Genomic DNA, 25,669 nt, shown 5'->3' with positions numbered 1-25,669 from the left:
GATCGGCACTGTCCGACCGGTCCGCCACACTGTCTCCCGTCCGTCGAGCCGACGGTCCGGACTTCGGTGGGAGGGGGTGGCCGCGTGGGCCTGCACGTGCACCGCGCCCAGCGCGCCGATGCCCTGGCCGCCGCGCTGGGTGACCTGCTGGCCGAGCCGCCGGCCGACCCGTTCGGCGTGGACGTGGTCGCCGTGCCGACCCGAGGCGTGGAACGGTGGCTCACCCAGCGGCTCGCGCACCGGCTCGGCACCCGCGACGGCCGGTCCGACGGCATCTGCGCCGCCGTCCGGTTCCCCAGTCCCACCACGCTGGTCGATGAGCTCGCCGGCGACCGGGCCGACGATCCCTGGACGCCGGACGCCGCGGTCTGGCCGCTGCTGGCCGCCATCGAGGCATCCGTGCACGAACCCTGGTGCGCGCTGCTGGCCGAGCACCTGGGCTACCGGGGCGACGATGCCCAGGCCGAGCATCGCCGGGGCCGCCGGTATGCGGTCGCCCGCCGGATCGCCGGCCTGTTCGACGGGTACGCCGAACACCGGCCGGAGATGGTGGCCGCCTGGTCGCAGGGCGGGGACGACGACGGCTGGGGCGAGCCGGTGCCGGCGGACCTGAGCTGGCAGCCGCGGCTGTGGCGGCGGCTGCGCGACCGCATCGACGCCCCCGACCCGGTGGCCACGTTCGCGCAGGTAGCGGCGCGGCTGGCGGCCGATCCCGGGGCGGTGGACCTGCCCGAACGGGTCAGCCTGTTCGGCGCGACCGCCCTGCCGCACCGGCAGGTCCTGCTGCTGTCCGCACTGGCTCACCACCGGGACGTGCACCTGTGGTTGCCGCATCCCTCGCCGGTGCTGTGGGACCGGGTCGGTGAGCTGCGCCCGCCCGTCCCGGGCCGGATCCGGCGCCGCGACGACCCGACGGCCGGCGCCGCCACGCACCCGCTGCTGGCCTCGATGGGCCGCGACGTGCGGGAACTGCGCACCGTGCTGGCCGGCCGGATCGACCGGGACACCTGGCATCGGGCCGACGATCCACCGGCCACCCTGCTGGGCCGGTTGCAGCGCGACCTGAGCGACAACCGCCGCCCGGGACCGGGCATGGCCGACAAGCCGGTGGTCGATGCCACCGACGACAGCGTCCGGGTGCACGCGGCCCACGGCCCGGGCCGTCAGGTCGACGTGCTGCGCGACGTGGTGATCGGCCTGCTGGCCGACGATCCCACCCTGCACCCGGCCGACATCCTGATCATGTGCCCGGACATCGAGGCGTTCGCGCCGCTGCTGCAGGGTGCGTTCGGGCTGGCCGACTCGGTGCCGGATGGCCATCCGGCCCATCAGCTGCAGGTTCGGTTGGCCGACCGGGCGCTGCGCCAGACGAATCCGCTGCTGGCCACCCTGGACCGGCTGTTGGACCTGGCCGGCAGCCGGGTCACCGCCTCCGACGTGCTGGACTTCGCCGCGTTCGCGCCGGTCCGGCACCGGTTCGGCTTCGACGACGACGAACTGAGCACGCTGGCCGACTGGGTCGCCGCGGCTGGCGCCCGGTGGGGGCTGGACGCCGAGCACCGCCGCCGGTACGGCCTGGCCGAGTACGGACAGAACACCTGGCGGGCGGCGCTGGACCGGATCCTGCTCGGCGTGTGCATGTCCGACGAGCCCGGCAACCGGCTCGAGACCGCGCTGCCACTGGACGAGATCGGCAGCGCCGACGTCGATCTCGCCGGCCGGTTGGCCGAGTTGATCGACCGGCTGGCCACCGTGGTGGACACCCTGAGCAGCCGGCACAGCGTGCAGCGGTGGTGCGCCGAGCTGCTGGCCGGAGTGCAGAGCCTGACCTCGGTGCCGGCGCGGGCGGCGTGGCAGGTGGCCGAGTTCCGGGCCGAGGTGGCCGCCGTGCAGCGGCACGCGGCCGCGGCCGGATCGACCGGTCTCGAGCTCGGGCTGGCCGACGTCCGGGCGCTGCTGGCCGGCGCCCTGGCCGGCCGGCCCACTCGGGCCAACTTCCGGACCGGCACGCTGACCGTGTGCACCATGATGCCGATGCGGTCGGTGCCGCACCGGGTGATCTGCCTGCTCGGGCTGGACGACGGGGTCTTCCCGCGGGGCGCCCGGGAGGACGGCGACGACTTGCTCATCCGAGAACCTGCCTGCGGGGAAAGGGATCTGCGTTCCCAGGACCGCCAGCTGATGCTGGACGCGATCGTCGCGGCGACCGAGAAGCTGGTCATCACCTACTCCGGCGCGGACGAGCGCACCGGCGCCCAGCGTCCGCCCGCGGTGCCGGTGGGCGAGCTGCTCGACGCGTTGGACGACACGGCGACGACCGCCACCGGCGGCGCCGTGCGGGACCTGGTGCTGGTGCGCCACCCGTTGCAGCCGTTCGACGCGCGGACACTCACGGCGGGCGCGCTCGGGCGGGTGGGCCCGTTCACCTTTGACCCGGTCGCCCTCGGCGGGGCTCGGGCGCTGGCGGGTCCGCGCCGGCCGGCCGGCCGGCTGGTCCCCGCGCCGCTGCCGGCCCCCGACCGGCCGCCGGCCGACGTGGAACTGGCCGAGGTGATCGAGGTGCTGACTCACCCGGCCAAGGGGTTCCTGCGGCGCCGGCTCGACGTCGCGGTGCCGTTCGAGCAGGACGATCCGCCCGACGACCTGCCGGTCGATCTGGATGCGTTGCAGGAGTGGGGGGTCGGTGACCGGATCCTGCGCGACCGGCTGGCCGGGGTGCCCGAGCAGGAGTGCCGGCAGGCCGAGTGGCGCCGCGGGGTACTGCCGCCGGCCGCGCTGGGCGGCCGGGCGTTGGAGCGGGTGCTGCGGGACGTGCGGCCGCTGGTGGACCGGACGGCGACCCTGCGGGCGGCGCCCCGGCACACGGTCGAGGTCTCGGTGCCGCTGCCCGACGGGCGTCGGCTGCGCGGCACCGTCGGCGGGGTGCACGGCATCGGGCTGGTCACCGTCTCCTACAGCAAGCTCGCCCCCCGGGCCCGGCTCCAATCCTGGCTGGCCTTTCTCGCGCTGACCGCGTCCGACCCCGCCCTCGCCTGGACTGCGGCGGCCGTCGGTCGGGCCGAGCGTGGCCGCCCGCAGTGCGCCACCCTGGCCGCGCTGCCGGGCGAGCGGGCCCGCGAACTGCTGATCGATCTGGTCGGCCTGTACGAGGAGGGCCTGCGCGCGCCGTTGCCGCTGCCGCTCAAGACCGGTGAGAAGTACGCCGACGCGCGCCGCCGCGGGATGGACCACGACAAGGCGCAGGACCAGGCCGCCGCCACCTGGACCGGCGGCAAGTACCCGGGCGAGCGGCAGGACGCGGCCAACATGCGGGTCTGGGGCCGTGACGCCCCGTTCAGCGTGCTGACCGGATCCGGAACGGACCCCGACACCGGCATCGACACCGGCACCGACCCCGGCATCGACGCCGACACCGGCACCGATCGCGGGACGGCGACCGGACGGTTCGCCCTGCTCGCGGGCCGGTTGTGGCGCCCGCTGCAGCAGCACGAGGAACGGGGCGCGCTGTGACGAGCGAGCAGCCGGACCCGATCCCGTCGTTCGACGCCTGTGGCCCGCTGCCCAGGGGGACCACCCTGCTGGAGGCCAGCGCCGGGACCGGCAAGACCCACGCCATCGGCGACCTGGTCACCCGGTACATCGCCGAAGGGGTGGCCCGGCCGGACCAGCTGCTGGTGATCACCTTCGGCCGCGCGGCCAGCCAGGAGTTGCGCGAGCGGGTCCGGGACCACCTGGTGCGGGCCGAGCGGGCGCTGGCCGATCCGGCCGCCGCTCGCGCCGGCGCGGACCCGGTGCACGCGCTGCTGGCCGGTGGCCCCGGCGCGCACGACGTCGACGAGGCGCAGGTCGGCCGGCGGCGGGACCGGCTCCGCGCCGCGCTGGCCGGCTACGACGCGTCCACCATCCTGACCACCCATCAGTTCTGCCAGTTCGTGCTCACTGGCCTGGGCGTGGCCGGCGACGCCGACCCGGACGTCGAACTGGTCGATACCCTGGACGACCTGATCGTCCAGGTCGTCGACGACCTCTACATCGCCGCGTTCGCCCGGCGCGACCTGCCGCCGGTGTTCGACCGGGACACCGCGCTGGCCCTGGCCCGGCGGGTCGTCGACGACCCGCAGGCCCTGTTGGCGCCGCCGGATCCGGATCCGATCAGCCCGGCGAACTGGCGGATCAAGTTCGGGCAGCGGGTCCGCCGGGAGGTCGAGGAACGCAAGCGGCAGCGCCGCATCCTGGGCTACGACGACCTGCTGGGTCGGTTGGCCACCGCGCTGGCGCCCGCGGACGCGCCGGCCCGGGAGCGGATGCGCCGCCGCTGGTCATTCGTGCTGGTCGACGAGTTCCAGGACACCGATCCGGTGCAGTGGCAGATCCTGGACCGGGCGTTCTCCGGGCACGCGACGATGGTGTTGATCGGCGATCCCAAGCAGTCGATCTACGCCTTCCGCGGCGGTGACGTGCCCACCTACCTGGCCGCCGCGCACACCGCCGGGCCGGCCCGGGCCACCCTGGACCGCAACTGGCGGACCGACCCGCCGTTGGTCACCGCGCTGCAGGTGCTGCTGCACGAGCTGACCCTGGGCAGCCCGGAGATCGTGGTGCGGCCGGTCGTCTCCGCGTTGCCCGGCCCCCGGCTGCACGGCGCGCCCAGCGCCGCCCCGCTGCGGCTGCGGGTGCTGCGCCGCGACCAGGTGAACTGTGGGGCCGGCGAGCTGATCCCGATCGACCGGGCCCGCGAGCTGATCGCCCGCGACCTGGCCGCCGACCTGGCCGAACTGCTCGGCGCCGGCGCCACCTTTGACCACAAGCCCTTGCAGGCCGGGCATGTCGCGGTGATCGTGGGCACGCACAAGCAGGCCCGCACCGTGCAGACAGCGCTGATCCGGGTCGGTATCCCGGCCGTGGTGGCCGGCAGTTCCAGCGTCTTTCAGACCGAGGCCGCCGATCAGTGGGTCACCCTGCTGGAGGCGTTGGAACAGCCGCACCGGGCCGCCCGGGTCCGGGCCGCCGCGCTCACCGCGTTCGTCGGCTGGTCGGCGGCGGACCTGGCCGCTCGCGGGGAGGAAGCGACCGACGAGCTCAGCGTGCTGATCAGCGGGTGGGCCGGAGTGCTGGCCACCCGCGGGGTCGCGGCCCTGCTGGAGGTCGTCGGCGTCGAGACCGGACTGCCGGCCCGGGTGCTGGGGCGGGTCGGCGGCGAGCGCCTGCTGACCGACCTGCGGCACGTCGGGCAGCTGCTGCAGACCGCGGCGGTCCAGGACAGCCTCGGGGTGGCCGCCCTGGCCGAATGGCTGCGCCGTCGCCGCGCGGACGACCGGTTGGATGTCACCGCCGACCGGGTGCGCCGCCTGGAGACCGACGCCGCCGCCTGCCAGGTGGTCACCCTGCACGCCAGCAAGGGCCTGCAGTACCCGGTGGTCTACCTGCCGTTCGCGTTCGACCGCTGGTACAACGACGAGCCGGACGTGCTGCTGCTGCATCAGGACGGTCACCGCGTGCTCGACATCGGCGGCCCGGACACCCCCGGCCGCGGCCGGCGCCGGGACCAGGCCCTGGCCGAGGAGGCCGGGGAGGCGCTGCGCCACCTGTACGTCGGGCTGACCCGGGCCCAGTCCCAGGTCGTCACCTGGTGGGCGCCGACGAAGAACACCCGAACCTCGGGGCTGCATCGGGTGCTGTTCGGCGACCGGGATTTCGACGGTGGCGTGCCCGACAGCGTCAAGGTGCCCAGCGACGAGGCGGCCCGTACCCGCCTGGACGGCTGGCAGCAGCGCGGAGCGTTGGTGCTCGAGCAGGTCGGAGTCAGCGCCGCCCGACCACCGGCGGCGGACGCGCCCCGGCCGGACGAGCTGGCCGTGGCCGTGCTGCACCGCGATCTGGAGCTGCAGCGGTGGCGCCGCGTCTCCTACAGCTCGCTGTCGGCCGCGGGCTCGTCCGGCCTGTTGATCGGGGCGGACGCCGGGCCGGTGGCCGGTGACCTCGGGGTGGGCAGCGAACCGGAACACCCCGAACTGGCCGACGAGGACGGCGCGCTCGCCGCGCCGGCCGGCGCACCGGACCCCGTAGCGGACCCCATGGCGGCCCTGCGCGCCACCCTCTCGCCGATGGCCGACCTGCCGGTGGGGGCGACCTTCGGCACCCTGGTGCACGCCGTGTTCGAGACCACCGACCCCCGCGCCGCCGACCTGCCTGCCCAGGTGCGGGCCCGCTGCGCCGAGCAGGTCGCCCGGGTCGGCTTCCCTCTCGACCCGGACACGCTGGCCGCCGCCCTGGTGCCGGTGCTGCGCACCTCCCTCGGCCCGCTGGCCGGCGGCCTGACCCTGGCCGACCTGGGCACCCGGGACCGGCTGACCGAGCTGGAGTTCGAGCTGCCGCTGGCCGGCGGCGACCGCGCGGCCGGCCCGGTGCCGGACCTGGTGCTGGGCGATCTTGCCCCGGTGATCCGTCGCCATCTGCCGGCCGCCGACCCGCTGGCCGGGTACGCCGACCGGTTGGCCGCGCCGTCGTTCGCCGAGCTGCCGCTGCGCGGGTACCTGACCGGCAGCCTGGACGCGGTGTTGCGGCTGCCCGGCCCGCGGTACCTGGTCGCGGACTACAAGACCAACTGGCTGGGCGATTTCGACTCCGGCGCGCCCTTGTCCCTGTGGGACTACCGGCCGGCGGCGATGGACGCGGCCATGGCCGGGTCGGACTACCCGTTGCAGGCCATGCTCTACACCGTTGCCCTGCATCGGTTCCTGCGCTGGCGCCAGCCCGGCTATCACCCGGGCCGCCACATCGCCGGCGTGCTCTACCTTTTCGTGCGAGGGATGGCCGGCCCGGACACGCCGGAGATCGACGGTCGACCGTGCGGGGTGTTCGGCTGGGCGCCGCCGGTCGAGCTGATCACCGCGGTCTCGGACCTGCTGGACGGGACCGCGTCATGAGCACGTTCACCGAGTCCTTCGAGCGACCGCAGGACCCCTACGATCGGCGGCTGGCCCTGGGCGCCAGCGGACTGCTGCGGGCGGCCAACGTGGCCGACGTCCTCAGCGCCGCCGACGTGCACGTGGCCACCCGGATCGCGCAGCTGGCCGGCGAGCCCGACGACCGGGTGCGGCTGGCCGTCGCGATGGCGGTGCGCGGGATCCGCAGCGGCTCGGTCTGCATCGACCTGGCGCAGGCCCGGGCCACGCTGCTGCTGGCCGATCCCGGCGGGGACTGGCCGGTCCTGCCGGACTGGCGGGACGCGGTCCGGGCCAGCCTGCTGGTCGGCGCCGGCCGGCCGCTGCAGTGGGAGTTCGACCTGCTCTACCTGGACCGGTACCGGACGCAGGAGCAGCAGGTCCGCGACGACCTGCGCGACCGGCGGGCGCAGCCACCGCCGGTGGTGGACCGGGTCGCGCTGGCGGACGGGTTGGACCGGCTGTTCGCCGGCGGTGATCCGGGGCAGCGGCACGCCGCCGAGCTGGCCGCGACCGGCTGGACCACGGTGATCGGCGGCGGGCCGGGCACCGGCAAGACCACCACCGTGGCCCGGGTGCTGGCCCTGCTGATGGGGCAGCCGGGGGCGCGGCCGCGGGTCGCCATGGCCGCACCGACCGGCAAGGCCGCCGCCCGGCTGCAGGCGGCGGTGCAGGCCCAGGCCGTGGCGCTGAGCCCGGCCGACCGGCACGACCTGCCGACCCTGACCGCCTCCACGCTGCACCGGCTGCTCGGTTGGCTGCCCGGCCGCAGCCAGCGGTTCCGGCACGACCGGGACAACCGGCTGCCGTTCGACGTGGTGGTGGTCGACGAGACCTCGATGGTCTCGCTGACGATGATGGCCCGGCTGCTCGAGGCCGTGCGGCCGGACGCCCGGCTCATCCTGGTCGGCGACCCGGACCAGCTCGCCTCGGTGGAGGCCGGCGCGGTGCTGGCCGACCTGGTCGCCGGGCTGACCGCGGTCCCGGCCGCACCTCCGGCCACAGGGTCGGCGACGGGGTCGGCCACAGAGTCGGCAGCGGGGTCGGCCGCAGGGCCGGGCGCGGTCCCACCCGGCCCGCCGGCCATCGCGCCGGCCCGGGCCGACGCGGTGGCCCTGCTGGACCGGACCTGGCGCTTCGGCGGTGACATCGCCGAGCTGGCCGCCGCCGTCCGCGCCGGTGACGCCGACGCCGCGCTGGCCGTGCTGGCCCGCCCGGGCGCCGACGTGGCCCTGATCGCGCCGGAGGACACCGCCGGGGCGGGCGCGGCGGTGGACGCCGCCGTCCGACCCGACGTCGTCGGCACCGCCGCGGCCGTGCGGGCGGCCGCGGATGCCGGCGAGGCGCAGGAGGCGCTGCGCCGGCTGGACGGCCACCGGGTGCTGTGCGCCCACCGCAGCGGGCCGCGCGGGGTGACGCAATGGACCTATCGCATCGAGAATTGGCTGGCGGCCGAGGATCTGCTGCCGCCGCATCGGTTGTGGTACCCGGGCCGGCCGGTGCTGGTCACCGCCAACGACTACACGCTGCGGCTGTTCAACGGCGATGTCGGGGTGGCCGTGCTGACCGGGGGCCAGCTGCGGGTCTCCTTCAGCCAGCACGGCCGCATCGTGGACTACGCGCCGGGCCGGCTGGCCGACGTGCAGACCGTGCACGCGATGACCGTGCACCGCAGCCAGGGCAGCCAGTTCGACCGGGTGACCGTCGTGCTGCCGGAGGCGGATTCGCCGCTGTGCACCCGAGAGTTGTTGTACACGGCGCTCACCCGGGCGCAGACCCGGGTGCGGTTGATCGGCACCGAGGCCGAGGTACGGGCCGCCGTCGCCCGTCCGGCCGCCCGGGCCAGCGGGCTGCGGCTGCGGATGGCCGGCGGCTGACCGCCCGGAGCGGGGGCGGCGGGCAAGGCGGGTGCTTCCCCCGCGGGGTGGCAGGGCGGCGGGCCGGGGCGGGACCTTCGGCCCTGGCCCGCGCACGCGATGATCCGCGATCGTGAGGGCGCCACCAGAGGAGCTGACATGAACGAGATCGACGTCCAACAACGGTCCACCAACCGCATCGTCGTCGGCATCGACGAGTCCGAGGGCGCCCGGGTCGCCGCCCAGTGGGCGGCCCGCGAGGCGGCCCAGCGGCACGCCGTGCTGCACCTGGTCTCGGCCTACCCGAACCGGCTGGCCACCGGGGTGGCCGATGTCGTGCCGTCCATCGCGCACCAGGACACCCTCAAGGATCTGCACCGGCAGATCCAGACCGAGCTCACCACCGCCCATCCCGGCCTGCGGGTCACCGGGCTGGTCGCCTACGAGCAGCCGATCCCGTTGCTGCTGCACGAGTCCGCGCACGCCCTGATGCTCGTCGTGGCGACCCGCGGATCCGGCCGGCTCAGTCACGTGACCATGGGTTCGGTCGCCTTCGGGGTCACCGCCCGGGCGCACGTCCCGGTGGTCGTCGTCCGTCCCGGCACCGACCCGGTCGATCCGCGGGGACCGGTGGTGGTCGGCGTCGACGGCTCGCCCATCAGCGAGCAGGCCCTGGCCTTCGCGTTCGAGGCGGCGGCCGTCCGCGGCACCTCGCTGCTCGCGGTGCATGCCTGGGACACCGAGCAGGCCTTCGACCCCGAGGGCGTCACCATCCCCGCCGGCCGGCTGACGGTCAGCGACCTGAAGCAGATCGAGCGCGTGGTGCTGGCCGAGCGGCTGGCCGGCTGGCGCGAGCGCTACCCGGATGTACCGGTCGAGACCACCCTGCTCACTGAACGGGCGGCCGACGGGCTGGAGCGGCTGAGCAAGAAGGCGCAGCTGGTGGTCGTGGGCAGCCGGGGACGCAACCGTGTCGTCGGCGGTCTGCTCGGCTCGACCAGCCAGCACCTGATCGTGCATTCCGGCAGCCCGGTGGCGGTGGTCCGCCTGGACGACGGCCGGTGACCGGCTGGCACTCTCCGGCCGGCCGCGGCGGCTGACAAGCACCCTTGACAACGGTCGCTCTGTCAAGCACGCTTGACCAATGATGACAAGCAACCTTGACAAGTCGGATCGCAGCGACGGGGACCGGGCCAAGGCCAGGGCCTATGTGCGGGAGTTCATCCCGGCGATGCTGGCCTACTGCGTCGTCATCGTGCTCGTGCTCACCTTCGGCGACCTCGACGGCAGCTCGCCCTGGCGGTTCGTCTGGGCGGTGCTGCCGGTGCTGCCGCTGATCGGGGTCGCCGTCGCGGTGATCCGGCACGTGCGCCGGCTCGACGACTACCAGCAGCGGCTGAACCTGCAGGCGTTCGGGGTGGGGTTCGCGGTGGCGATGGGCGCGGCCATCACCGTCGGCCTGCTGCAGAGCGCCGGGCTGTCGACCCGGGCCGGCGGCTGGATCATCTTCGGGGCCGGGATGGCCGGGTGGGGGGTGACCGCCATCGTGGTCGCCCGCCGCGGGTGAAGAACTCCCTGCGGTCGTTGCGGGAGGCAAAGGGCTGGACGCAGGGCGCACTGGCCGATCGGCTGGAGGTCTCCCGGCAGACCGTCAACGCGCTGGAGACCGGCAAGTACGACCCCAGCTTGCCGTTGGCCTTCCGGATCGCCCGGCTGTTCGACCGGGCGATCGAGGAGGTCTTCGATCCCGACGGCTGAGCCGGCGCCCGGCTCGCCCGGGGTCTCAGGCCCGGCCGGACCGGCCCCGCCAGCACGGGGTGTGCCAGTGCCGGCGATCACCCAGCCCGGCCTGCTCGCCGAAGAGGTGGTCGGCCGGCCAGACCACCAGGTGGGCCAGGCCCGGCCGGATGAGCTGCTGGCACCCCGGGCAGCGGTAGGCCTTCTCCGCCCCGCCGACGCTGCGCACCATCCATTCCCGGCCACCGGCGCCGGTCTCGGTGCGGGCCCAGCCGCGGGTCAGGGCGGCGACGTCGAGCGGGACGTGCTCGGCGGCGGGGGAGCGCTTACGGGGTCGGCGGGCCACCGGTCGAGGCTAGCGCCGATCACCGGGTGGGCCGTCCAGGTGTCCGCTAGCGTGGATCGGCCGGCCCGCGACGCAGAGGAGACGAGGTCCGTGAGCGGATTTCCCGAGGGGTTCCTGTGGGGCGGCGCGGTGGCGGCGCACCAGTTCGAGGGCGGCTGGGACGCCGGCGGCAAGGGACCGAACGTCGTCGACGTGCTGACCGCCGGCGCGCACGGCGTGCCCCGCCGGCTGACCGACTCCGTCGAGCCGGGCACGTTCTACCCCAACCACGAGGCGATCGACTTCTACCACCGGTTCCGTTCGGACATCGCGCTGTTCGCCGAGCTCGGACTGCGCTGCTTTCGCACGTCCATCTCCTGGGCCCGGATCTTCCCCCGCGGGGACGAGACCGAGCCCAACGAGGAGGGTCTGGCCTTCTACGACGCCGTGTTCGACGAGCTGATCGCGCACGGCATCGCCCCGGTCATCACCCTGTCGCACTTCGAGTTGCCGCTGCACCTGGCCCGCGAGTACGGGGGCTTTCGCAACCGCGCCCTGGTCGAGCTGTTCGCCCGGTTCGCCGAGGTGTGCTTTCGCCGGTACCGGCACAAGGTCCGGTACTGGATGACCTTCAACGAGATCAACAACCAGATGGACACCGACAACTGGCTGTTCCTGTGGACCAACTCCGGAGTGCTGGTCGGACCGGAGGAGAACGCCCGCGAGGTGATGTTCCAGACCGCCCACCACGAGCTGCTGGCCAGCGCCAGGGCGGTCGCCATCGGGCATGCGATCGACCCCGACCTGCAGATCGGGGCGATGGTCTCGCACGTGCCGATCTACCCGTTCTCCTGCGACCCGCAGGACGTGATGGCCGCCCAGATCGCGATGCGGCAGCGGTTCTTCTTCCCCGACGTGCAGGTGCGCGGCGCCTACCCGGCCTACGCGCTCAAGGAGTTCGAGCGCGAGGGCTACCGGATCGCGATGGATCCGCAGGACGCGCAGATCCTGGCCGCCGGCACGGTCGACTACCTGGGCTTCAGCTACTACATGTCCACCGTGGTCAAGGCTGACGCGGTGAACGAGAACACCGGCGAGTCGGTCGATTTCACCCTGCCCAACGGGGTGCCCAACCCGTACCTGACGGCCAGCGACTGGGGCTGGCAGATCGACCCGGTCGGCCTGCGGTACACGCTGAACACCCTGTCCGAGCGCTACCAGCTACCGTTGTTCATCGTCGAGAACGGTTTCGGCGCGGTCGATGTGGTCGCCGACGACGGCACCATCGACGACGCCGAGCGGATCGACTACCTGCGCGCGCACATCGAGGCGATGCGGGACGCGATCGACCAGGACGGCGTCGACCTGATCGGCTACACCCCCTGGGGCATCATCGATCTCGTCTCGTTCACGACGGGGGAGATGCGCAAGCGGTACGGGATGATCCACGTCGACCGGGACAACGAGGGCCACGGCACGCTGGCCCGGACCCGCAAGCGGTCCTTCGGCTGGTACCGGGACGTCATCGCCGCCAACGGCGCCGCGCTCTAGGACGCTCCTGAATAACGGTCACTTGTGGGTTCGGGAGTTCGCTTTGGGACAGTGGGAGCGTTCGCGCGTGATCGGGCTGTCAGGCGTGGTCCTGAGTCGTCGCCCGGCCCTGGATGATTCTCCTGACTGATCGGAGGGACGGGCCGTTGCTCACGGCCCGGTGAGGTCTCGTGCCGGCCGGTCAGGCCGGTGCAATGGTCCACGTCCCGCTCACCCGCGTCAGCCCGAGGGTGAGCATTCGCCTGAGGTTGATCGCAGCGGCGCGGTGGTGCCACCAGTGGTCGTTCTTGGCGACGCCGCGGTAGCGGACTTTGCGGTTGCCGCGGACCAGCCAGGAGATCGATCGTTCGACCATCGGCCGGTGCCGTCGGTAGACCTGTTGGAAGTCCTCGGTTTCCGCTTGTCGACGGGCCGCCCTGAGCAGGCTTTCGTACTCGGTCAGCTTCAGCGATCGACCGGCGTCGCTGGTCGTGCATTGGGCCCGGAGCGGGCAGCCGCGGCAAGCCGCTCCGAAGGTGACGGACCATTGCGCGGTGATCGACCGGGTCACCCCGTTCGGGCAGGTGGCCGTCCTGGCCTCGGGGTCGACGGTGAAGTCGTCCAGGGTGAACCCGCCCGGCACGGCCGACCGCAGCGGGAACGGCTTGATCAACGCGATGTGCCCGGCATGGTCCAGTTCGGCCCGCGCGGATCCCGATCCGTACGCCGAATCGGCCAGCACGTGCAGCTTTTCGGTCTCCTGTGCCAGCAAGGTGGGTCCAACCTCGGCGTCGCTGTTGCCGCGTCCGCTGGCCATGGTCACCGCGCAGGCGGTGACCAGACCGGTGTCGGGTTCGACCGCGATGTGTGCCTTGAACCCGTCCTGCCGCCGGTGGACGGTCTTGTGGGCGTGCCGCGCCTCCGGGTCCACGGTGGAGATCACCCGGTCCGGGGCGACCCGCTGCGCGATCCGCCACCGTCCGTCGGTGCCGTCCGAGCCCTCGACCGGTTCCACGTCCTGCCCGGCGACCAACGCCAAGAGGGCGACCGCGTCCGCCGCCTTCGGTCCGAGCTCCTGGTCGGGCAGGTGTCCCAGCACCCGATGCGCGTCGGTGACCAGCGCATCGACAAGGGCCTCGCGGGCCTGCTGATCGTTCCAGGCGATCGCCGGTTTGCCCGGGTCGTCATAGTCGTGAGCCGAGCAGTGCTCGCCGACGACCTCGGCGGCGCCGGGTACCTCGCGGCGGACCCGGCGGATCGCCGCGATCAACTGGGTGACCGTGTCCTGGGTGGCGACCGCGTCGTCCAGGATCGTGGAATCCAACGCTCGCCTGCTCTTTCCAGCCAGCACCCCGGTCTGGTCCACGACCTGGCGGACCGCGTCGAAGATCCGGTTCGGCGACTGCGAAGCGGCCAGCCGACGCCGCCAGTACGTCAATGTCGTGGCATGGAACGCCGCAGCGGTCACCGGTAACCCGCACGCTGCCTTCCACCGCAGATCGAACGTCACCGAGTCCACCGTGTCCGCGTCGGACAGGCCGTGCAACGACTGCAACACGATCACCGAGGCCATCACGTCGGCCGGCACTGACGGGCGGCCCCGACCCGACGGAAACAGATCCGCGAACATGCCGTCCGGGAACACCTCCCGCCGGTGCGCGGCCAGAAACGCGAACACGCTGCCCGGCTTGAGCAGCCCACCGACTACCGACTCGGCATCCAACAACTCACGCTGATCCCGCGACCGACCCTGCACACCAAGATCATCCCGAACCCACAAGATCAACAGGGGCCGACATACGGATAATTCAGGAGCGTCCTAGCCGGTCCGCTCCTGCGGTGCTCGAGGGTGGCCCCGCCGGCTCAGCCGGCTCAGCCGCCCGAGCGCAGGGCGTGCGCGACGATCTCACCGATCAGCACCGCGGTGTTGGCCGGTCCGCGCAGCGGGGCGGCCGGCAGGATCGAGGTGTCGGCGAGGCGCAACCCGGCGATGCCGTGCACCCGGCCGGTCTGGTCCACCGCCGTGTCCGGGTCGTCGGGCGAGCCCATCGGGGCGGTGCCGCAGGTGTGCAGCGAGGTGCCCAGCCGGCCGCGGATCCAGCCGTCCAGGGCGTCGTCGTCGGCGGCCGTCCGCCGGTCCAGATCGGGTGCGCCGGCGGTCAGATCGGCGAAGGCCTTGGTGCTGACCAGCTCCAGGGCCAGCCGGACGCCTTCGCGCAGCCGGGCCCGGCCGGTGGCCGTGGACAGGTAGCCGTAGCGCAGGTCCGGCGGGACGTCGGGGTCGGCATCCACCAGCTGCAGCCGCCCGGTCGGCTGCGCGCCCATCGCCGAGATCAGCACCGGCAGCGCCGGGGCCGGCCCGGCGACGCCCCCGGTCAGCACGCTCATCGGCACGTGTGCGGGCAGCACCTGCAGGTCGCCCGCGGCCGGACCGCCGGCCGACCGGGCGTTCAGGACGCCGCTGATCCAGCTGTCCGCGCCGCGACCCCGGTAGTCGCGGGGCACCCAGTTCAGGACGACCTGCGGGTGGTCGCTGAACCGCCGGCCGACGGCCGGCAGGTCCACCAGCACCTCGATGCCCAGCGCGCGCAGCGGGGCGGCCGGACCGATCCCGGACCGCAGCAGCAGCGCCGGGGTGTTCAGGGCGCCGGCGCAGACCACGACGCCGCCCGCGTCGATCACCTCGGTGGCCCCGCCGGCGTGCAGCTCCACGCCGACCGCCCGGCCGCCGCGCACCCGGAGCCGGCCCACCGTGGCCCCGCCGCGCACCGTCAGATTCGGCCGGCCGATCGCCGGCAGCACGTAGGCCAGGCCGGTGTTCCACCGCCGGCCGTGCTCCACGTTCCGCGGGACGGGGCCGAAACCCGGTGCGTTCTGGGCGTTCTTGTCCGGTTCGGCCGGGAAGCCGAGCTCGGCGGCGGCCTGGGCGAAGGCGGCCGCGAGAGGCCCGGTCAGGGCCGGACGCTGCACCGGCACCGGCCCGGACCCGCCGTGCAGGTCGGTCGCGCCGTAGTCCAGGTCCCGTTCCAGTCCCCGCAGGAACGGTAGTACCCGCTCGTAGGCCCAGGCGGGGTTGCCGGCCGCCGCCCAGGCCGCGAAGTCCTCCTGCCGCGCCCGCATGAAGTAACCGCCGTTGGTCGCGGTACTGCCGCCCAGGAACCGGCCCCGGAAGATGTCGCCGACCCCGTCGCCGGCCAGCCGCACCGGGTACCGCCAGTGCCGTCCGGCCGCCGGCTGGGCCCCCGGCACCACGGCGGCGTCCAGCAGTTCGGGCGGGAACTCGGCCGGGGAGCCCGGGCAGTCCCCGGCCTCCAACAGCAGCACCCGGCGGTCCGGGTCCTCGCTGGCCCGGGCGGCGACGACCGCACCACCGGCCCCGGCGCCGACGACGATCAGGTCGAACGTGTGCACCGCCGCCTCCGCTGCCCGGCCCGGTCCGCCACCCCGAATCGCGGGCCGCGGCGTGTCGGGGGATGCTAACGCCTCACCCACCGACCTGAAAGGCGCCCCGATGTCCCTCCTGCCGCGACGCCTGCTGCTCGCGCTGTCCGCCGCCGCGTCCGTCGCGCTGGTGGCCGGTTGCACCTCCGGGACCGAATCCGGTTCCGGCTCCAGTCACGACGAGGGCGGCTCGGCCGCCGCCACGGCCACATCGTTGACGACATCTTCGGCGGCGCCGGTGGTCTCGCCGGCGGAGGCCGAGCTGACCCCGGTGGTCGGCACCGTGACCACCGAACCGGCTCCGGTGATGGGCAGCGACGGCAACGTGTACCTGGCCTACGAGCTGTCGATCGTGAACGCCGCCGGGGCCCCCGTGGTGATCAAGGGCGTGCGCGTGCGCGACGCCGACACCGGTGAGGTGGTCCAGGAACGCTCCGGCGCCGCACTGCTGTCGACGTTCAAGGCGACCGGCGCCGGGGCCGCCACGACGGCGCCGACCGAGGCCACCCTCAACGGTGGGCAACACGGGTTCATCTGGCTCTCGCCCTCTTTCGACCCGACCCAGGCGGTGCCGCACGCCCTGGTGCACGAGCTCGAGCTCAGCTACGCCAACCCGCCGAACGCGTTGATCGCCCCCTCGTCCACCGAGACCATCGCGCCGACCCCGGTGCGGTCCAAGCCGGCTCCGGTGATCGCCCCGCCGCTGCAGGGCGACAACTGGTTCGACGGCAACGGATGCTGCGACGAGGTGACCCCGCACCGCGGGGCGGCCAACCCGGTCGACGGGCAGTTCTACTTCGCCGAGCGGTTCGGCGTCGACTGGGTGCAGCTGGACGCGCAGGGCCGGTTGCTCGTCGGCGATCCGACCTCCCTGTCCAGTTACCCGTACTACGGCGCCCCGATCACCGCGGTGGCCGACGGCGAGATCGTGGCCGTGCACGACGGCGAGGTGACGCAGACGCCGGGTTCGTCACCGGCGGTGGGATCGCTGCAGGTGACCCAGTACGGCGGCAACTACGTGGTGCAGCGCTTCACCCAGGGCGGCGAGATCTACTACGCCTTCTACGCGCACCTGGAACCGGGCAGCATGGACGCCTTGCAGGTCGGCCAGCAGGTCGCCACCGGCGGTGCGATCGGCAAGCTGGGCAACACCGGCAACACCGACTCCCCGCACCTGCACTTCCACGTGATGGACGGCCCGGATCCGTTGGCCAGCAACGGGTTGCCGTACCGGTTCAGCTCGTTCCAGCTGGTCGGCCGGGCCACCGGCGACGATGCGCTGCTGCCGCTGTTCACCGGCGGCGCGCTGACCCTGGCGCCCGGCGCGGCGTCCGGGCCGCGCACCGACGATCTGCCGCTGTACCTTGATCTGGTCGACTTCCCGGCCCCGACCGGCTGAGGCCCGGGGTCGGCGGGCCCGGTGGTGCCGATCAGTCCTTGATCTGCACCCGGGCCCGCTTGACGATCTTCGGATCGGCCGGGTAGACGACCGAGGTGTCCTTGTCCTCGTAGTCGAACTGGTTGAGGAAAAAGCGCATCGCGTTGATCCGCGCCCGCTTCTTGTCGTTGCTCTTGATCGACATCCAGGGCGCCTCGTCGGTGTCGGTGGCCAGCACCATGGCCTCCTTGGCCTCGGTGTAGGCGTCCCACCGGTCCAGCGACTCGATGTCCATCGGGGAGAGCTTCCAGCGCCGGACCGGGTCGATCTGCCGGATCGCGAATCGGGTGCGCTGCTCGGCCTGGGTGACCGAGAACCACAGCTTGGTCAGCGAGAAGCCGCTCTCGATCAGCATCTCCTCGAACAGCGGGGCCTGCCGCAGGAAGATCCGGTAGTCCTTCTCGCTGGCGAAGCCCATCACCCGCTCCACGCCGGCCCGGTTGTACCAGGACCGGTCGAACAGCACGATCTCGCCGGCGGTGGGCAGGTGGGTGATGTAGCGGTGGAAGTACCACTGGCCCAGTTCGGTCTCGGTGGGCTTGTTCAGCGCCACCACCCGGGCCGCGCGCGGGTTCAGGTGCTCCATGAACCGCTTGATGGTGCCACCCTTGCCGGCCGCGTCCCGGCCCTCGAACAGGATGACGTGCTTGCCGCCGGTGTCCTGGGTCCAGTACTGGAACTTGAGCAGCTCGATCTGGAGCTGGTACTTCTCCTGCTCGTAGATCTCCCGGTCCAGCCGCTCCGGGTAGGGGTACTCCTCCTGCCAGGTGACGATCGGGTTGCCGCCCGGGTCGATCAGGTCGGGGTCGGAGCCGTGCTCGTCGTGGCGAACGGTGTACCCGTCGTTGAGCAGGTGGTCGAGGTACTCGCGGAAATTCTCCCGGATCAGCACCGGCTCAGTATCGACCGCCGGCGGCCACTCCCACCAGCCGGGGCCGGGCGTTCATCGCCGGTTTCCCGGGCCGTCATGACGTGGCCATCGGCGCGAGCGGGACCGGCCCCGGTCAGCTCTGTCGCTCCAGCGGAATTGTCGCATCGACAGTTAGGGTGGGCCAAGAGAGTGACCGAAGCGCAAGACCGACGCACAAATGGGGGTGCCGTCCGTGCGAGCAACTCGAACCCGATCGGCCGCGTTCGCCGGCGCCGCGCTGCTGGCCGCGCTGACGCTCGGGGGTTGTGCGACCTCCGGTGCGAGCAGCGGCACGACCGTTGGCACCGCATCAGCCTCGTCGTCGGGGGCCGGCGCCTCGTCGCCGGCCGCCTCGACCACTCTTTCGAGGGCGCCGGCCACGTCCACCGCCGCCACCACCATGGCCACGACCAGCTCACCGGCGCCGAACACGACGGACGCGGAGTCCGCGGCGCCGGTCACCGAGCCGCCGGCCGCGACCACGGAATCCGCGGCCTCCTCCAGCAGTGCGGATGAGGATTGGGCGACCTTGCAGGCGGCGCTGGCCCAGGCCGACGCCGAGCTGGCCACCGCCCAGTCCCAGGGCTGGTGGTCCGGCCCGATCTGCAGCCCGGACATCGAGATGCACCGGGAGAATGCCGGCCAGGAGCCGCTGCCGGACGAGCAAGTGCGCGCCGAGTGCGCCGCCAACATCGCCGAGTTCTGGGCGTCCAAGGTCGACTACGAGCAGCTGATGGCGCTGGACAACGACGCCCGCATCACCGAGTTGGCCCGGGTCGGGGCGGTGCTGGGGCTGCCGTCCGCGCAGCCGCCGACAATCGCTCAGGTCGTCGTCGTGCACGGCTGCGAGCAGGGGTGGATCACCGATCCGGCCGTCTGCTCCGTGATTCCGGCCGGCTGAGCGCGCCGCGACCTCACTCGTCGGCCGGTAGCCAGAGCGCGGCCAGCAGCACCCCACCGTCCAGGCTCCAGCGCCCCGGGCAGTCGGCGAAGCGGCCGGCGTCGGGGGTCGGCGCCGTGAGCCGGGCCCGGAACGTCCCGGCCGGCTCCAGCCGGATCGTGGCGTCGGCGAATCCGAGCCACTGCTGCTGCACCGGGTACCAGGCCTTGAACAGGGCTTCCTTGGCGCAGAACAGCAGCCGCCCCCAGTGCACCGCCGGGTCCTGCGCGGCCAGCGAGTCCAGCTGGGCCCGCTCACCGGCCGCCGCGGTCAGCCGCAGCACGCCATCGGGCAACGGCTCGTTCGGTTCGGCGTCGACGCCGATGGCGAGCATGTCGCTGCGGCAGGCGACGGCGGCGCCGGTGTAGCCGGCGCAGTGGGTGATGCTGCCGACCACGCCCGGCGGCCATTGCGGTTCGCCCGCCGAACCTTTGGGGATCGCACCGGCCGGTGCGCCGAGCCGGCGCAGGGCCTGCCGGGCGCAGGCCCGGGCCACGACGAACTCGCGCCGCCGCTTGTCCACCGCCCGCGCCACGATCGATTCCTCACTGGGGTACAGGCCCAGGTCGCCGTCGGGCAGCTCGTCGCCCCGGCAGTGGGCCACGGCCACCCCGGCCGGCAGGAGCGTCGCAAGGCCGGGCACCGGGTCAGCGTAGGCCGCGACCGGCCCGACCGGTCCGGGCCGGTGCGGTCCACAGGATTCCTACAGCCGCCGAACAGGTCCTGGCTGGGTGGCTCAACCAGAGTCGGTTTTACCGCACCACGAGCCGCACCGGTCCGGCCCGTCGACCCACCGATCCGAGGAGAGTTCTTGTCTGCCCCCAGCCGTCCGACCCACCAGGGACTGTCGTTCGACGTCCGCGGCTGTGGGCTCCACGACCGCGGCGGGCGTGCCAATGACCCTGCGCCTGAACCTGGCCACCGTCCAGGACGGCCAGCAGGTGCCGTACTCCGGGGCCGCCGTTTCCGTCCGGCCCGGCGACCGGGACGGCAAGTACTCCTTGTATTCCGAGGGCCTGGAGAGCGAGAACTACCTGAGCGGTGGGCAGGTCGCCGATACGAACGGGATCGCCCGGCTCCGGCAGCTGATTGTCGCGTCCCCATCTTTCCCGACGGCTCGACAGTCGAGCCGTCGCAAACCTTCTGGAGGTAGATCATCATGGGTGGATTGTCCTGGTGGCATTGGTTGATCATCGGCGGCGCGTTCGTCGTGCTGTTCGGGGCCAAGAGGCTGCCCGACGCGGCCCGTGGGGTCGGCCGGTCGCTGCGCATCCTGAAGTCCGAGGTCTCGGCCATGCACGAGGACGAGGCCGCCGGCGAGGTGGGCCCGGCGTCCGGCGCCGCCCCGGCGGCCGGGACCCCGGTCGCCGCGGCCCCGCTCACCGTGGCGTCCACGCCGGTGCCGGCCGCCCCGGAACCCGCCGCCGGCCCGGTCGCCGCGCCGGCGCCCCGCTGACCTCGGGCCCGGTGGTCGGCTGGCCACCGGGCCGCCCGATCGTCGACCCCTCCGATCCCGGAAGGCTGCCCACCAGTGGTGTCCGTTCGCGCCATCCGGCTCCGGTTGCCCGGCCGCCGCCCGCGCCCGCCGGCCGACGGTTCCATGGCCCTGCTGGACCACCTGCACGAATTGCGCCGGCGGCTGTTCCTGGCCACCCTGGCCCTGATGGCCGGCACGGCGGTCGGCTTCGCGTGGTTCGCCCGCGGCATCCCGGCGATCGGGTTGCCCAGCCTGGGGGACATCCTGACCGGCCCCTACTGCGCGGTCCCGGCCGAGAGCCGGGTGACGTTCGGCGACGGCAGCGGCTGCCAGCTGCTGGCCACCGGGCCGTTCTCGGCGGTGGAACTGCAACTGAAATCCGCGCTGATCGCGGCCACCGTGCTCACCGCGCCGGTCTGGCTGCATCAGCTGTGGGCGTTCGTCGCCCCGGCGCTGCACGCCCGGGAGCGCCGCTACGCGATCGTCTTCGGCGTGAGCGGGGGGCTGCTGTTCGGCGCCGGCGCCGGGCTGGCCTACCTGGTCATCCGGGAGGGGCTGACGGTCCTGCTCGGTTTCGGTGGGGACGCCACCGTCGCGGCGCTGTCGCCGGAGAGCTACTTCTCGTTCCTGATCGCCATGCTGATCATCTTCGGGGTGTCCTTCGAGCTGCCACTGCTGTTGATCATGCTCAACCTCGCGGGGGTGCTCACCGGTGAGCGGCTGGCCACCGCCCGGCGGTATGCGATCTTCGGCCTGGTCGTGTTCGCCGGGCTCGTCGTGCCGGGCAACGACCCGATCACCATGGGCGCTCTGGCGGCCGCCCTGGTCCTGCTCTACGAGGTGGCCGTCCAGGTCACCCGGATGCATGACCGCCGTCTGGCCCGCCGCGGCGCCGCCCAACCGGCCCGGCCCGACGACGAACCCAGCCGGCTCCGGCCCGGCACCCCGGTCTGACCTCGCTCTCCTCGAGAAACGGAAATCCACATCATGTTCGGGCTGTCGTGGGGTCAGATCGGCATCATCCTGCTCGTCGCGGTCTTCGTGCTCGGTCCCGAACGGATCCCGACCGCGATCGCCGGCGCGTTGACTGCGGTGCGCAAGCTGCGCGCGCTGGTCGCCGGGGCGCAGGCCGACACCCTGGGCCAGTTCACCTCCGAGATCGCCCAACTCCGTCAGCAGCTGGCCGAACTGCAGGATCTGGCCGGGATCTCGGAGCTGCGCGCGCTGCATCCGCAGCGGGTGCTGGCCTCGATGACCACCTCCGATCCGGCGGCGGCGGAGTCGGCCACCGGCACCGGCCGCACCGATCGGGGCGCCGCGTCCCCTTGATGGCGAAAAGGCCATCGGTATCGGGGTATTTCCGAATTCGTGGCGACCGCCTTCGGTTCGGAGCCGGTCAAGAATTGTGATAGTGCCCGGTGTTCTCCTGGGAAGGAAATGGACACAACGGTAGGGCAGCCGGATGACGACGCTCCTGATTGACGGTGTGCACGTGATTTTCGAGGGATTGCCGCGGCTGCGTTGGGCCGCCGGTCCCTGGCGGTTGCACGGGGCCGGCGCCCCGGCGGCGGTCCTGGACCATGTCTGGCCCCGGCGCGACGAACTCGTCCACGTCCGCCGGCAGATCGATCACGGCCAGCGGACCGTGGTGGTCGTCGACGACCGGGTGACGGTGGTGACCCTGCCGCTGGGGCGCGCGCCGTTCGTTCCGTTCGGCGCCCTGGACGTGGGCGGTGCGGGGGCCGGCGAGCGCCGGCTGTCGATCCCGAGATTCGGCTGGCTCCGGGATCGGGAGCGGACCCGGGGCGAGAATTTCCTGGCCCGCATCGCCGACCAGCAGTTGCCGACCGGACGGTACGGCGAGGGCGCCATCGTGATCGAACGCGGCCTGCTCGGCACCGGAGAGCCGTTGCGATTCGTCTTCGCCGGGTACGAGATGTCCCTGGGGCAGCTGCAGCTCACCATCGAGCACATGTTCCGCCCGCAACCGCCGGTCGGCGCCCGCCCGGCGCCCGGCGCCCGTCACCTCGGGGTCGCGGCCGCCATCCTGGCCGCCTGAGCCTGGATTCACCGGTGGGGTGGAGCCGGCGCGGCGCGTTTAACGCAAGAGGGTGCTCCTGACCTGCACGATCACGGTTACCACACCAAAGATCACGCAAGCCCAGGGAGCACCCTCTTGGTGACGAAGTCTTGCACACTGGACCGCTTGTCCGTACGCGCTGACGAGGACAGTGTCGTGTCCGATGCCGGGTTGCTGGTCGCGGCAACTTTGGCCCAACGGCTGGATCTGGCCGGTTTGTTGCGTGAGCACGTCACGGTGCCCGGGAGCGTGGGCGCCCACCCGGACCGCAAGTGCCTGACCGTCGTCCATTCGCTGCTGGCCGGCGGTGACTGCATCGATGACGTGAACGCTTTGCGGGCGGGCTCGACCAGCGCAGTGCTGGGACACCGGGTCGCGGCGCCGTCCACGGTCGGCACGTGAGCCTGTCAAGTCCTTTGTGTAAGGGGTGTGACGGGGGTTACAGGTGGGGTTCGATTCGGTCGGGATAGACCAGGGCGAGTTGGGCCAGCGCTGCTTTCCAGTTGGTGGTGACGGCGCCTTGGATGAGGCGTCCGGACGCTCGTCGGTCGGCGGCGGGTAGTCCGCGCTCTTTCTCCCGGTCGCGGGCTCGTTTGTCCTCGATGTTGCAGATCGCCAACCACAGCAGCTTGACCGCGGCTGCGTCGTTGGGGAAGTGGCCGCGGTTCTTGGTGACCTTGCGCAACTGATAGTTCAGCGACTCGATCGCGTTGGTGGTGTAGATGACCCGGCGCAGGGCCGGCGGGAACGCCAGGAACGGGGTGAACCGGTCCCACGCCGCCTGGAACGAGCGGACCGCCGACGGGTACTTCGACCCCCAGGGCCCGTCCCGGAACGCCTCCAAGGCGGCGAGGGCGTCCTCTTCGGAGCTGGCGGTGTAGATCGGTTTGACCGCGGCAGCGACGGCTTTGCGGTCGCCGTAGGACACGAACCGCATCGACGCGCGGATCAGGTGGACCACGCAGGTTTGCACGGTCGCGGCCGGCCAGGTCGCCGCGATGGCCTCGGGGAACCCTGTGAGCCCGTCACAGCACACGATCAGCACGTCTTGCACGCCGCGGTTGGCCAGGTCGGCGCACACCCCGGCCCAGAACTTGGCGCCCTCATGGGTTTGCACCCAGATCCCGAGAACGTGCTTGATACCTTCCATGTCGACCCCGACGGCCAGGTTCGCGGCCTTGTTCACCACGTGTCCGCCGTCTTTGATCTTGACGGTGATGGCGTCCAGATAGATCACCGGGTAGATCGGCTCCAACGGACGGCGCTGCCAGGCCAGGACCTCGTCGGCGACCGCGTCCACGATCTTGCTGATCGTCTCGTGGGACAGGTCCACCCCGACCGTGGTCGCCAGGTGGTGGGCGATGTCCCGCAACGTCATCCCGCCCGCGTACAGCGAGATGATCATCCCGTCGATGCCGTCCAGCCGGCGCTGCCCCTTGCCGACCAGCATCGGGGTGAACGTCCCGGCCCGGTCCCGAGGGACCCGCAATTCGATGTCACCGATCTCGCTGGACACCGTCTTGGCGTAGTGACCGTTGCGGGAATTGTCGTACTCGGCCGCGTCCACGGCGCCCTTGTCGTAGCCGACGTGGTCGGTCAGCTCCGCTTCCAGACCGCGTTCCAACGCAGCCTTGAGCATCCCGCCCAGCACCCCGCTGTCGCCGGTCAGCGGCTCCCCGGCATCGATGCGGGCGAACACCCCGTCCAGCGCACCCGAGGCCTTCAGATCCGCAGCCAACTCAGCCTGCACCCGACGACGCTCGGCCCGCTCCTGCGGGGTCAATCTCGGCATGCCATCAATCGTCACAGCTACTCCTCAGACGCTAGATGCCACACCCCTTACACAGTCCATCTGACAGGTCCCGGCACGTTCCTCCGCGCTTTCGGCTTCGGACACGCCCGCCAACTGGACGTGGTGACCCGCCGCCTGCTGACCCGAGCTGTGACCGCCGGCGCACATCCACAGTTCGGTCGGTCGGTCACCGTCGATATCGACTCGACCCTGTGTGAGACGTTCGGGCTGGCCAAGGACGGTGCCCGGGAAGTCATGCGGACCGGGCGCCGCGGCTACCACCCGCTGCTGGCAGTGATCTCCGGGACCGGCGATATCGCGCATGCCCGGCTCCGGCGGGGCCGTTCCAACGACGCCACCGCGGCACCGCTGTTCATCAACGAAACGATCTCCCGGCTGCGTCAGGCCGGCGCCACCGGGCAGATCGTGCTGCGCGCCGACTCCGGCTTCTATCTGCACGACGTCGTCGCGGCCTGCCGGGCCGCCGATGTGCGGTTCTCGATCGGCGCCCGGATGATCGGGCACCTACGAGGACAGATCGAGGCGATCCCGGACGAGCAATGGCAGCCGATCGAGTACTTCCTGCCCGGCGCCGGGGTCGCCGAGATCCCGTACACCCCGTTCGCCCAGGACACCCACGGCCGCGACCGGACCGACACCGTCCCGCTACGACTGATGGTGCGGCGCACCCCACCCACCCAGGCCCAGGTCCGCAACCGCGGCCAGGACACCGACCAGGCAGCGTTGTTCCCGGTCTACGACTACCACCCGATCATCACCGACCGGGACGGCGACCTGCGCGACCTGGAGGCCGACCATCGCCGGCACGCCGAGGTCGAGCTCACCATCCGGGACCTCAAACACGGCATGGGTCTGGCGCACTTGCCGACCAAAAGCTTCGGCGGGAACGCCGCCTGGCTGATCTTGAACACCATCGCCCACAACCTCACCCGCTGGATCACCCGCCTCGGCTTTGACCAAGGCCACCGGATGACCAAGAACATCCGCCGCCGCGTGTTCAACCTCGCCGGCCGGCTGGTCCGCACCGGCCGACGCACCACCCTGCGGCTACCCAGTCGCTGGCCCTGGGCCCACGCCATCATCACCGCCATCAAACGGCTCCGCGACCTACCCGCGGCGACCGGATAACCCAGCCAGGACCACGACCCCACACTCAGGAACCAGGAGAAGCCGGACCG

19 protein-coding genes and 2 pseudogenes are annotated in these 25,669 nt (G+C 72.6%); 15 read left to right on the top strand and 6 right to left on the bottom strand.

From position 1 onward, the window contains the following. The first annotated feature begins 84 nt into the window (after nt 1-84). The 6 genes from recC (at nt 85) to NAMU_RS19315 (ending at nt 10,558) form a co-directional block, all read left to right on the top strand. Nucleotides 85-3,510, top strand: coding sequence for an exodeoxyribonuclease V subunit gamma (gene recC, locus NAMU_RS19340; RefSeq protein WP_015749027.1), 3,426 nt, complete (start codon nt 85-87; stop codon nt 3,508-3,510). Then, entirely contained in the window at nt 3,507-6,926 is a 3,420-nt protein-coding gene (locus tag NAMU_RS19335) for a UvrD-helicase domain-containing protein (RefSeq protein WP_015749026.1), read from the top strand. The genes recC and NAMU_RS19335 overlap by 4 nt, the downstream gene beginning before the upstream one ends. Continuing rightward, nucleotides 6,923-8,821, top strand: coding sequence for an exodeoxyribonuclease V subunit alpha (gene recD, locus NAMU_RS19330; protein WP_015749025.1), 1,899 nt, complete (start codon nt 6,923-6,925; stop codon nt 8,819-8,821). The genes NAMU_RS19335 and recD overlap by 4 nt, the downstream gene beginning before the upstream one ends. Before the next feature lie 138 nt (nt 8,822-8,959). Continuing rightward, the gene (locus NAMU_RS19325) at nt 8,960-9,865 is read left to right on the top strand and encodes a universal stress protein (protein WP_015749024.1); all 906 of its coding nucleotides are present in this window, start codon (nt 8,960-8,962) and stop codon (nt 9,863-9,865) included. Nucleotides 9,866-9,944: 79 nt separating this feature from the next. Continuing rightward, entirely contained in the window at nt 9,945-10,367 is a 423-nt protein-coding gene (locus NAMU_RS27650; RefSeq protein WP_015749023.1) for a hypothetical protein, read from the top strand. Next, entirely contained in the window at nt 10,364-10,558 is a 195-nt protein-coding gene (locus NAMU_RS19315; protein WP_015749022.1) for a helix-turn-helix transcriptional regulator, read from the top strand. Before NAMU_RS27650 ends, NAMU_RS19315 begins: the two co-directional genes overlap by 4 nt. Nucleotides 10,559-10,583: 25 nt before the next feature. Here the strand turns inward: NAMU_RS19315 and NAMU_RS19310 are convergent, their stop codons facing one another. After that, on the bottom strand, nt 10,584-10,883 hold the full coding sequence (locus NAMU_RS19310) for a hypothetical protein (protein WP_015749021.1): 300 nt from the start codon (nt 10,881-10,883) through the stop codon (nt 10,584-10,586). Between the two features lie 90 nt (nt 10,884-10,973). Here NAMU_RS19310 and NAMU_RS19305 point away from each other — a divergent pair, with 90 nt between their 5' ends. Continuing rightward, entirely contained in the window at nt 10,974-12,413 is a 1,440-nt protein-coding gene (locus NAMU_RS19305; protein ID WP_015749020.1) for a 6-phospho-beta-glucosidase, read from the top strand. Between the two features lie 181 nt (nt 12,414-12,594). Here NAMU_RS19305 and NAMU_RS19300 read toward each other — a convergent pair whose 3' ends face one another. Together NAMU_RS19300 and mftG are read right to left on the bottom strand one after the other, a co-directional pair. Continuing rightward, on the bottom strand, nt 12,595-14,148 hold the full coding sequence (locus tag NAMU_RS19300) for an IS1182-like element ISNml3 family transposase (RefSeq protein ID WP_015749019.1): 1,554 nt from the start codon (nt 14,146-14,148) through the stop codon (nt 12,595-12,597). 116 nt (nt 14,149-14,264) lie between these two features. Further along, a complete protein-coding gene (gene mftG, locus NAMU_RS19295) occupies nt 14,265-15,803 on the bottom strand; it encodes a mycofactocin dehydrogenase MftG (protein ID WP_015749018.1) in 1,539 nt (512 codons plus the stop codon). 100 nt (nt 15,804-15,903) lie between these two features. Here mftG and NAMU_RS19290 point away from each other — a divergent pair, with 100 nt between their 5' ends. Further along, the gene (locus tag NAMU_RS19290) at nt 15,904-17,232 is read left to right on the top strand and encodes a M23 family metallopeptidase (RefSeq protein WP_015749017.1); all 1,329 of its coding nucleotides are present in this window, start codon (nt 15,904-15,906) and stop codon (nt 17,230-17,232) included. 31 nt (nt 17,233-17,263) lie between these two features. On the opposite strand, the gene ppk2 is transcribed toward NAMU_RS19290, so the two are convergent. Further along, complete coding sequence (gene ppk2, locus NAMU_RS19285; RefSeq protein WP_015749016.1) at nt 17,264-18,163, bottom strand: polyphosphate kinase 2; 900 nt, start codon at nt 18,161-18,163, stop codon at nt 17,264-17,266. A 211-nt stretch (nt 18,164-18,374) separates the two neighbouring features. Here ppk2 and NAMU_RS29460 point away from each other — a divergent pair, with 211 nt between their 5' ends. Continuing rightward, nucleotides 18,375-19,082 carry a hypothetical protein gene (locus NAMU_RS29460; RefSeq protein ID WP_138180345.1) on the top strand — a complete coding sequence of 236 codons (708 nt, stop codon included), beginning with the start codon at nt 18,375-18,377 and terminating at the stop codon, nt 19,080-19,082. A 13-nt stretch (nt 19,083-19,095) separates the two neighbouring features. Here NAMU_RS29460 and NAMU_RS19270 read toward each other — a convergent pair whose 3' ends face one another. Further along, nucleotides 19,096-19,764: a 4'-phosphopantetheinyl transferase family protein gene (locus NAMU_RS19270; protein WP_015749014.1), complete on the bottom strand. Its 669-nt coding sequence runs from the start codon at nt 19,762-19,764 to the stop codon at nt 19,096-19,098. A 516-nt stretch (nt 19,765-20,280) separates the two neighbouring features. On the opposite strand from NAMU_RS19270, the gene tatA reads away from it, so the two are divergent. The 5 genes and pseudogenes from tatA to NAMU_RS19245 form a co-directional block, all read left to right on the top strand. Beyond that, nucleotides 20,281-20,577: a Sec-independent protein translocase subunit TatA gene (gene tatA / locus NAMU_RS19265; RefSeq protein ID WP_015749013.1), complete on the top strand. Its 297-nt coding sequence runs from the start codon at nt 20,281-20,283 to the stop codon at nt 20,575-20,577. A gap of 78 nt (nt 20,578-20,655) precedes the next feature. Beyond that, nucleotides 20,656-21,552: a twin-arginine translocase subunit TatC gene (tatC, locus tag NAMU_RS19260; RefSeq protein WP_245544826.1), complete on the top strand. Its 897-nt coding sequence runs from the start codon at nt 20,656-20,658 to the stop codon at nt 21,550-21,552. Nucleotides 21,553-21,585: 33 nt separating this feature from the next. After that, nucleotides 21,586-21,927 (top strand): Sec-independent protein translocase family protein, encoded by a 342-nt coding sequence (locus NAMU_RS19255; RefSeq protein WP_015749011.1) that lies wholly within the window; start codon nt 21,586-21,588, stop codon nt 21,925-21,927. A gap of 133 nt (nt 21,928-22,060) precedes the next feature. Continuing rightward, nucleotides 22,061-22,657 (top strand): hypothetical protein, encoded by a 597-nt coding sequence (locus NAMU_RS19250; RefSeq protein ID WP_015749010.1) that lies wholly within the window; start codon nt 22,061-22,063, stop codon nt 22,655-22,657. Between the two features lie 120 nt (nt 22,658-22,777). Further along, nucleotides 22,778-23,077, top strand: a pseudogene (locus NAMU_RS19245) (IS1380 family transposase); the annotation flags it as partial. A gap of 40 nt (nt 23,078-23,117) precedes the next feature. Here the strand turns inward: NAMU_RS19245 and NAMU_RS19240 are convergent. Then, nucleotides 23,118-24,470, bottom strand: coding sequence for an IS256-like element ISNml4 family transposase (locus NAMU_RS19240; protein WP_041369108.1), 1,353 nt, complete (start codon nt 24,468-24,470; stop codon nt 23,118-23,120). On the opposite strand from NAMU_RS19240, the pseudogene NAMU_RS19235 reads away from it, so the two are divergent. After that, nucleotides 24,450-25,619 (top strand): annotated as a pseudogene (locus tag NAMU_RS19235) (IS1380 family transposase); the annotation flags it as partial. The gene NAMU_RS19240 and the pseudogene NAMU_RS19235 overlap by 21 nt on opposite strands. Between the last annotated feature and the right edge of the window lie 50 nt (nt 25,620-25,669).

This window comes from Nakamurella multipartita DSM 44233 (assembly GCF_000024365.1).
GTDB lineage: Bacteria > Actinomycetota > Actinomycetes > Mycobacteriales > Nakamurellaceae > Nakamurella > Nakamurella multipartita.
Note: the sequence above shows the minus strand (reverse complement) of the source record. Positions and strands in the feature narration are given on the sequence as shown.

Coding starts and splice junctions, on each gene's coding strand:
- recD (WP_015749025.1), top strand. CDS start 6,923: ATGAGCACGTTCACCGAGTCCTTCGAGCGACCGCAGGACCCCTACGAT.
- NAMU_RS19325 (WP_015749024.1), top strand. CDS start 8,960: ATGAACGAGATCGACGTCCAACAACGGTCCACCAACCGCATCGTCGTC.
- NAMU_RS27650 (WP_015749023.1), top strand. CDS start 9,945: ATGATGACAAGCAACCTTGACAAGTCGGATCGCAGCGACGGGGACCGG.
- NAMU_RS19290 (WP_015749017.1), top strand. CDS start 15,904: ATGTCCCTCCTGCCGCGACGCCTGCTGCTCGCGCTGTCCGCCGCCGCG.
- tatA (WP_015749013.1), top strand. CDS start 20,281: ATGGGTGGATTGTCCTGGTGGCATTGGTTGATCATCGGCGGCGCGTTC.
- NAMU_RS19255 (WP_015749011.1), top strand. CDS start 21,586: ATGTTCGGGCTGTCGTGGGGTCAGATCGGCATCATCCTGCTCGTCGCG.
- NAMU_RS19250 (WP_015749010.1), top strand. CDS start 22,061: ATGACGACGCTCCTGATTGACGGTGTGCACGTGATTTTCGAGGGATTG.
- NAMU_RS19240 (WP_041369108.1), bottom strand. CDS start 24,470: ATGCCGAGATTGACCCCGCAGGAGCGGGCCGAGCGTCGTCGGGTGCAG.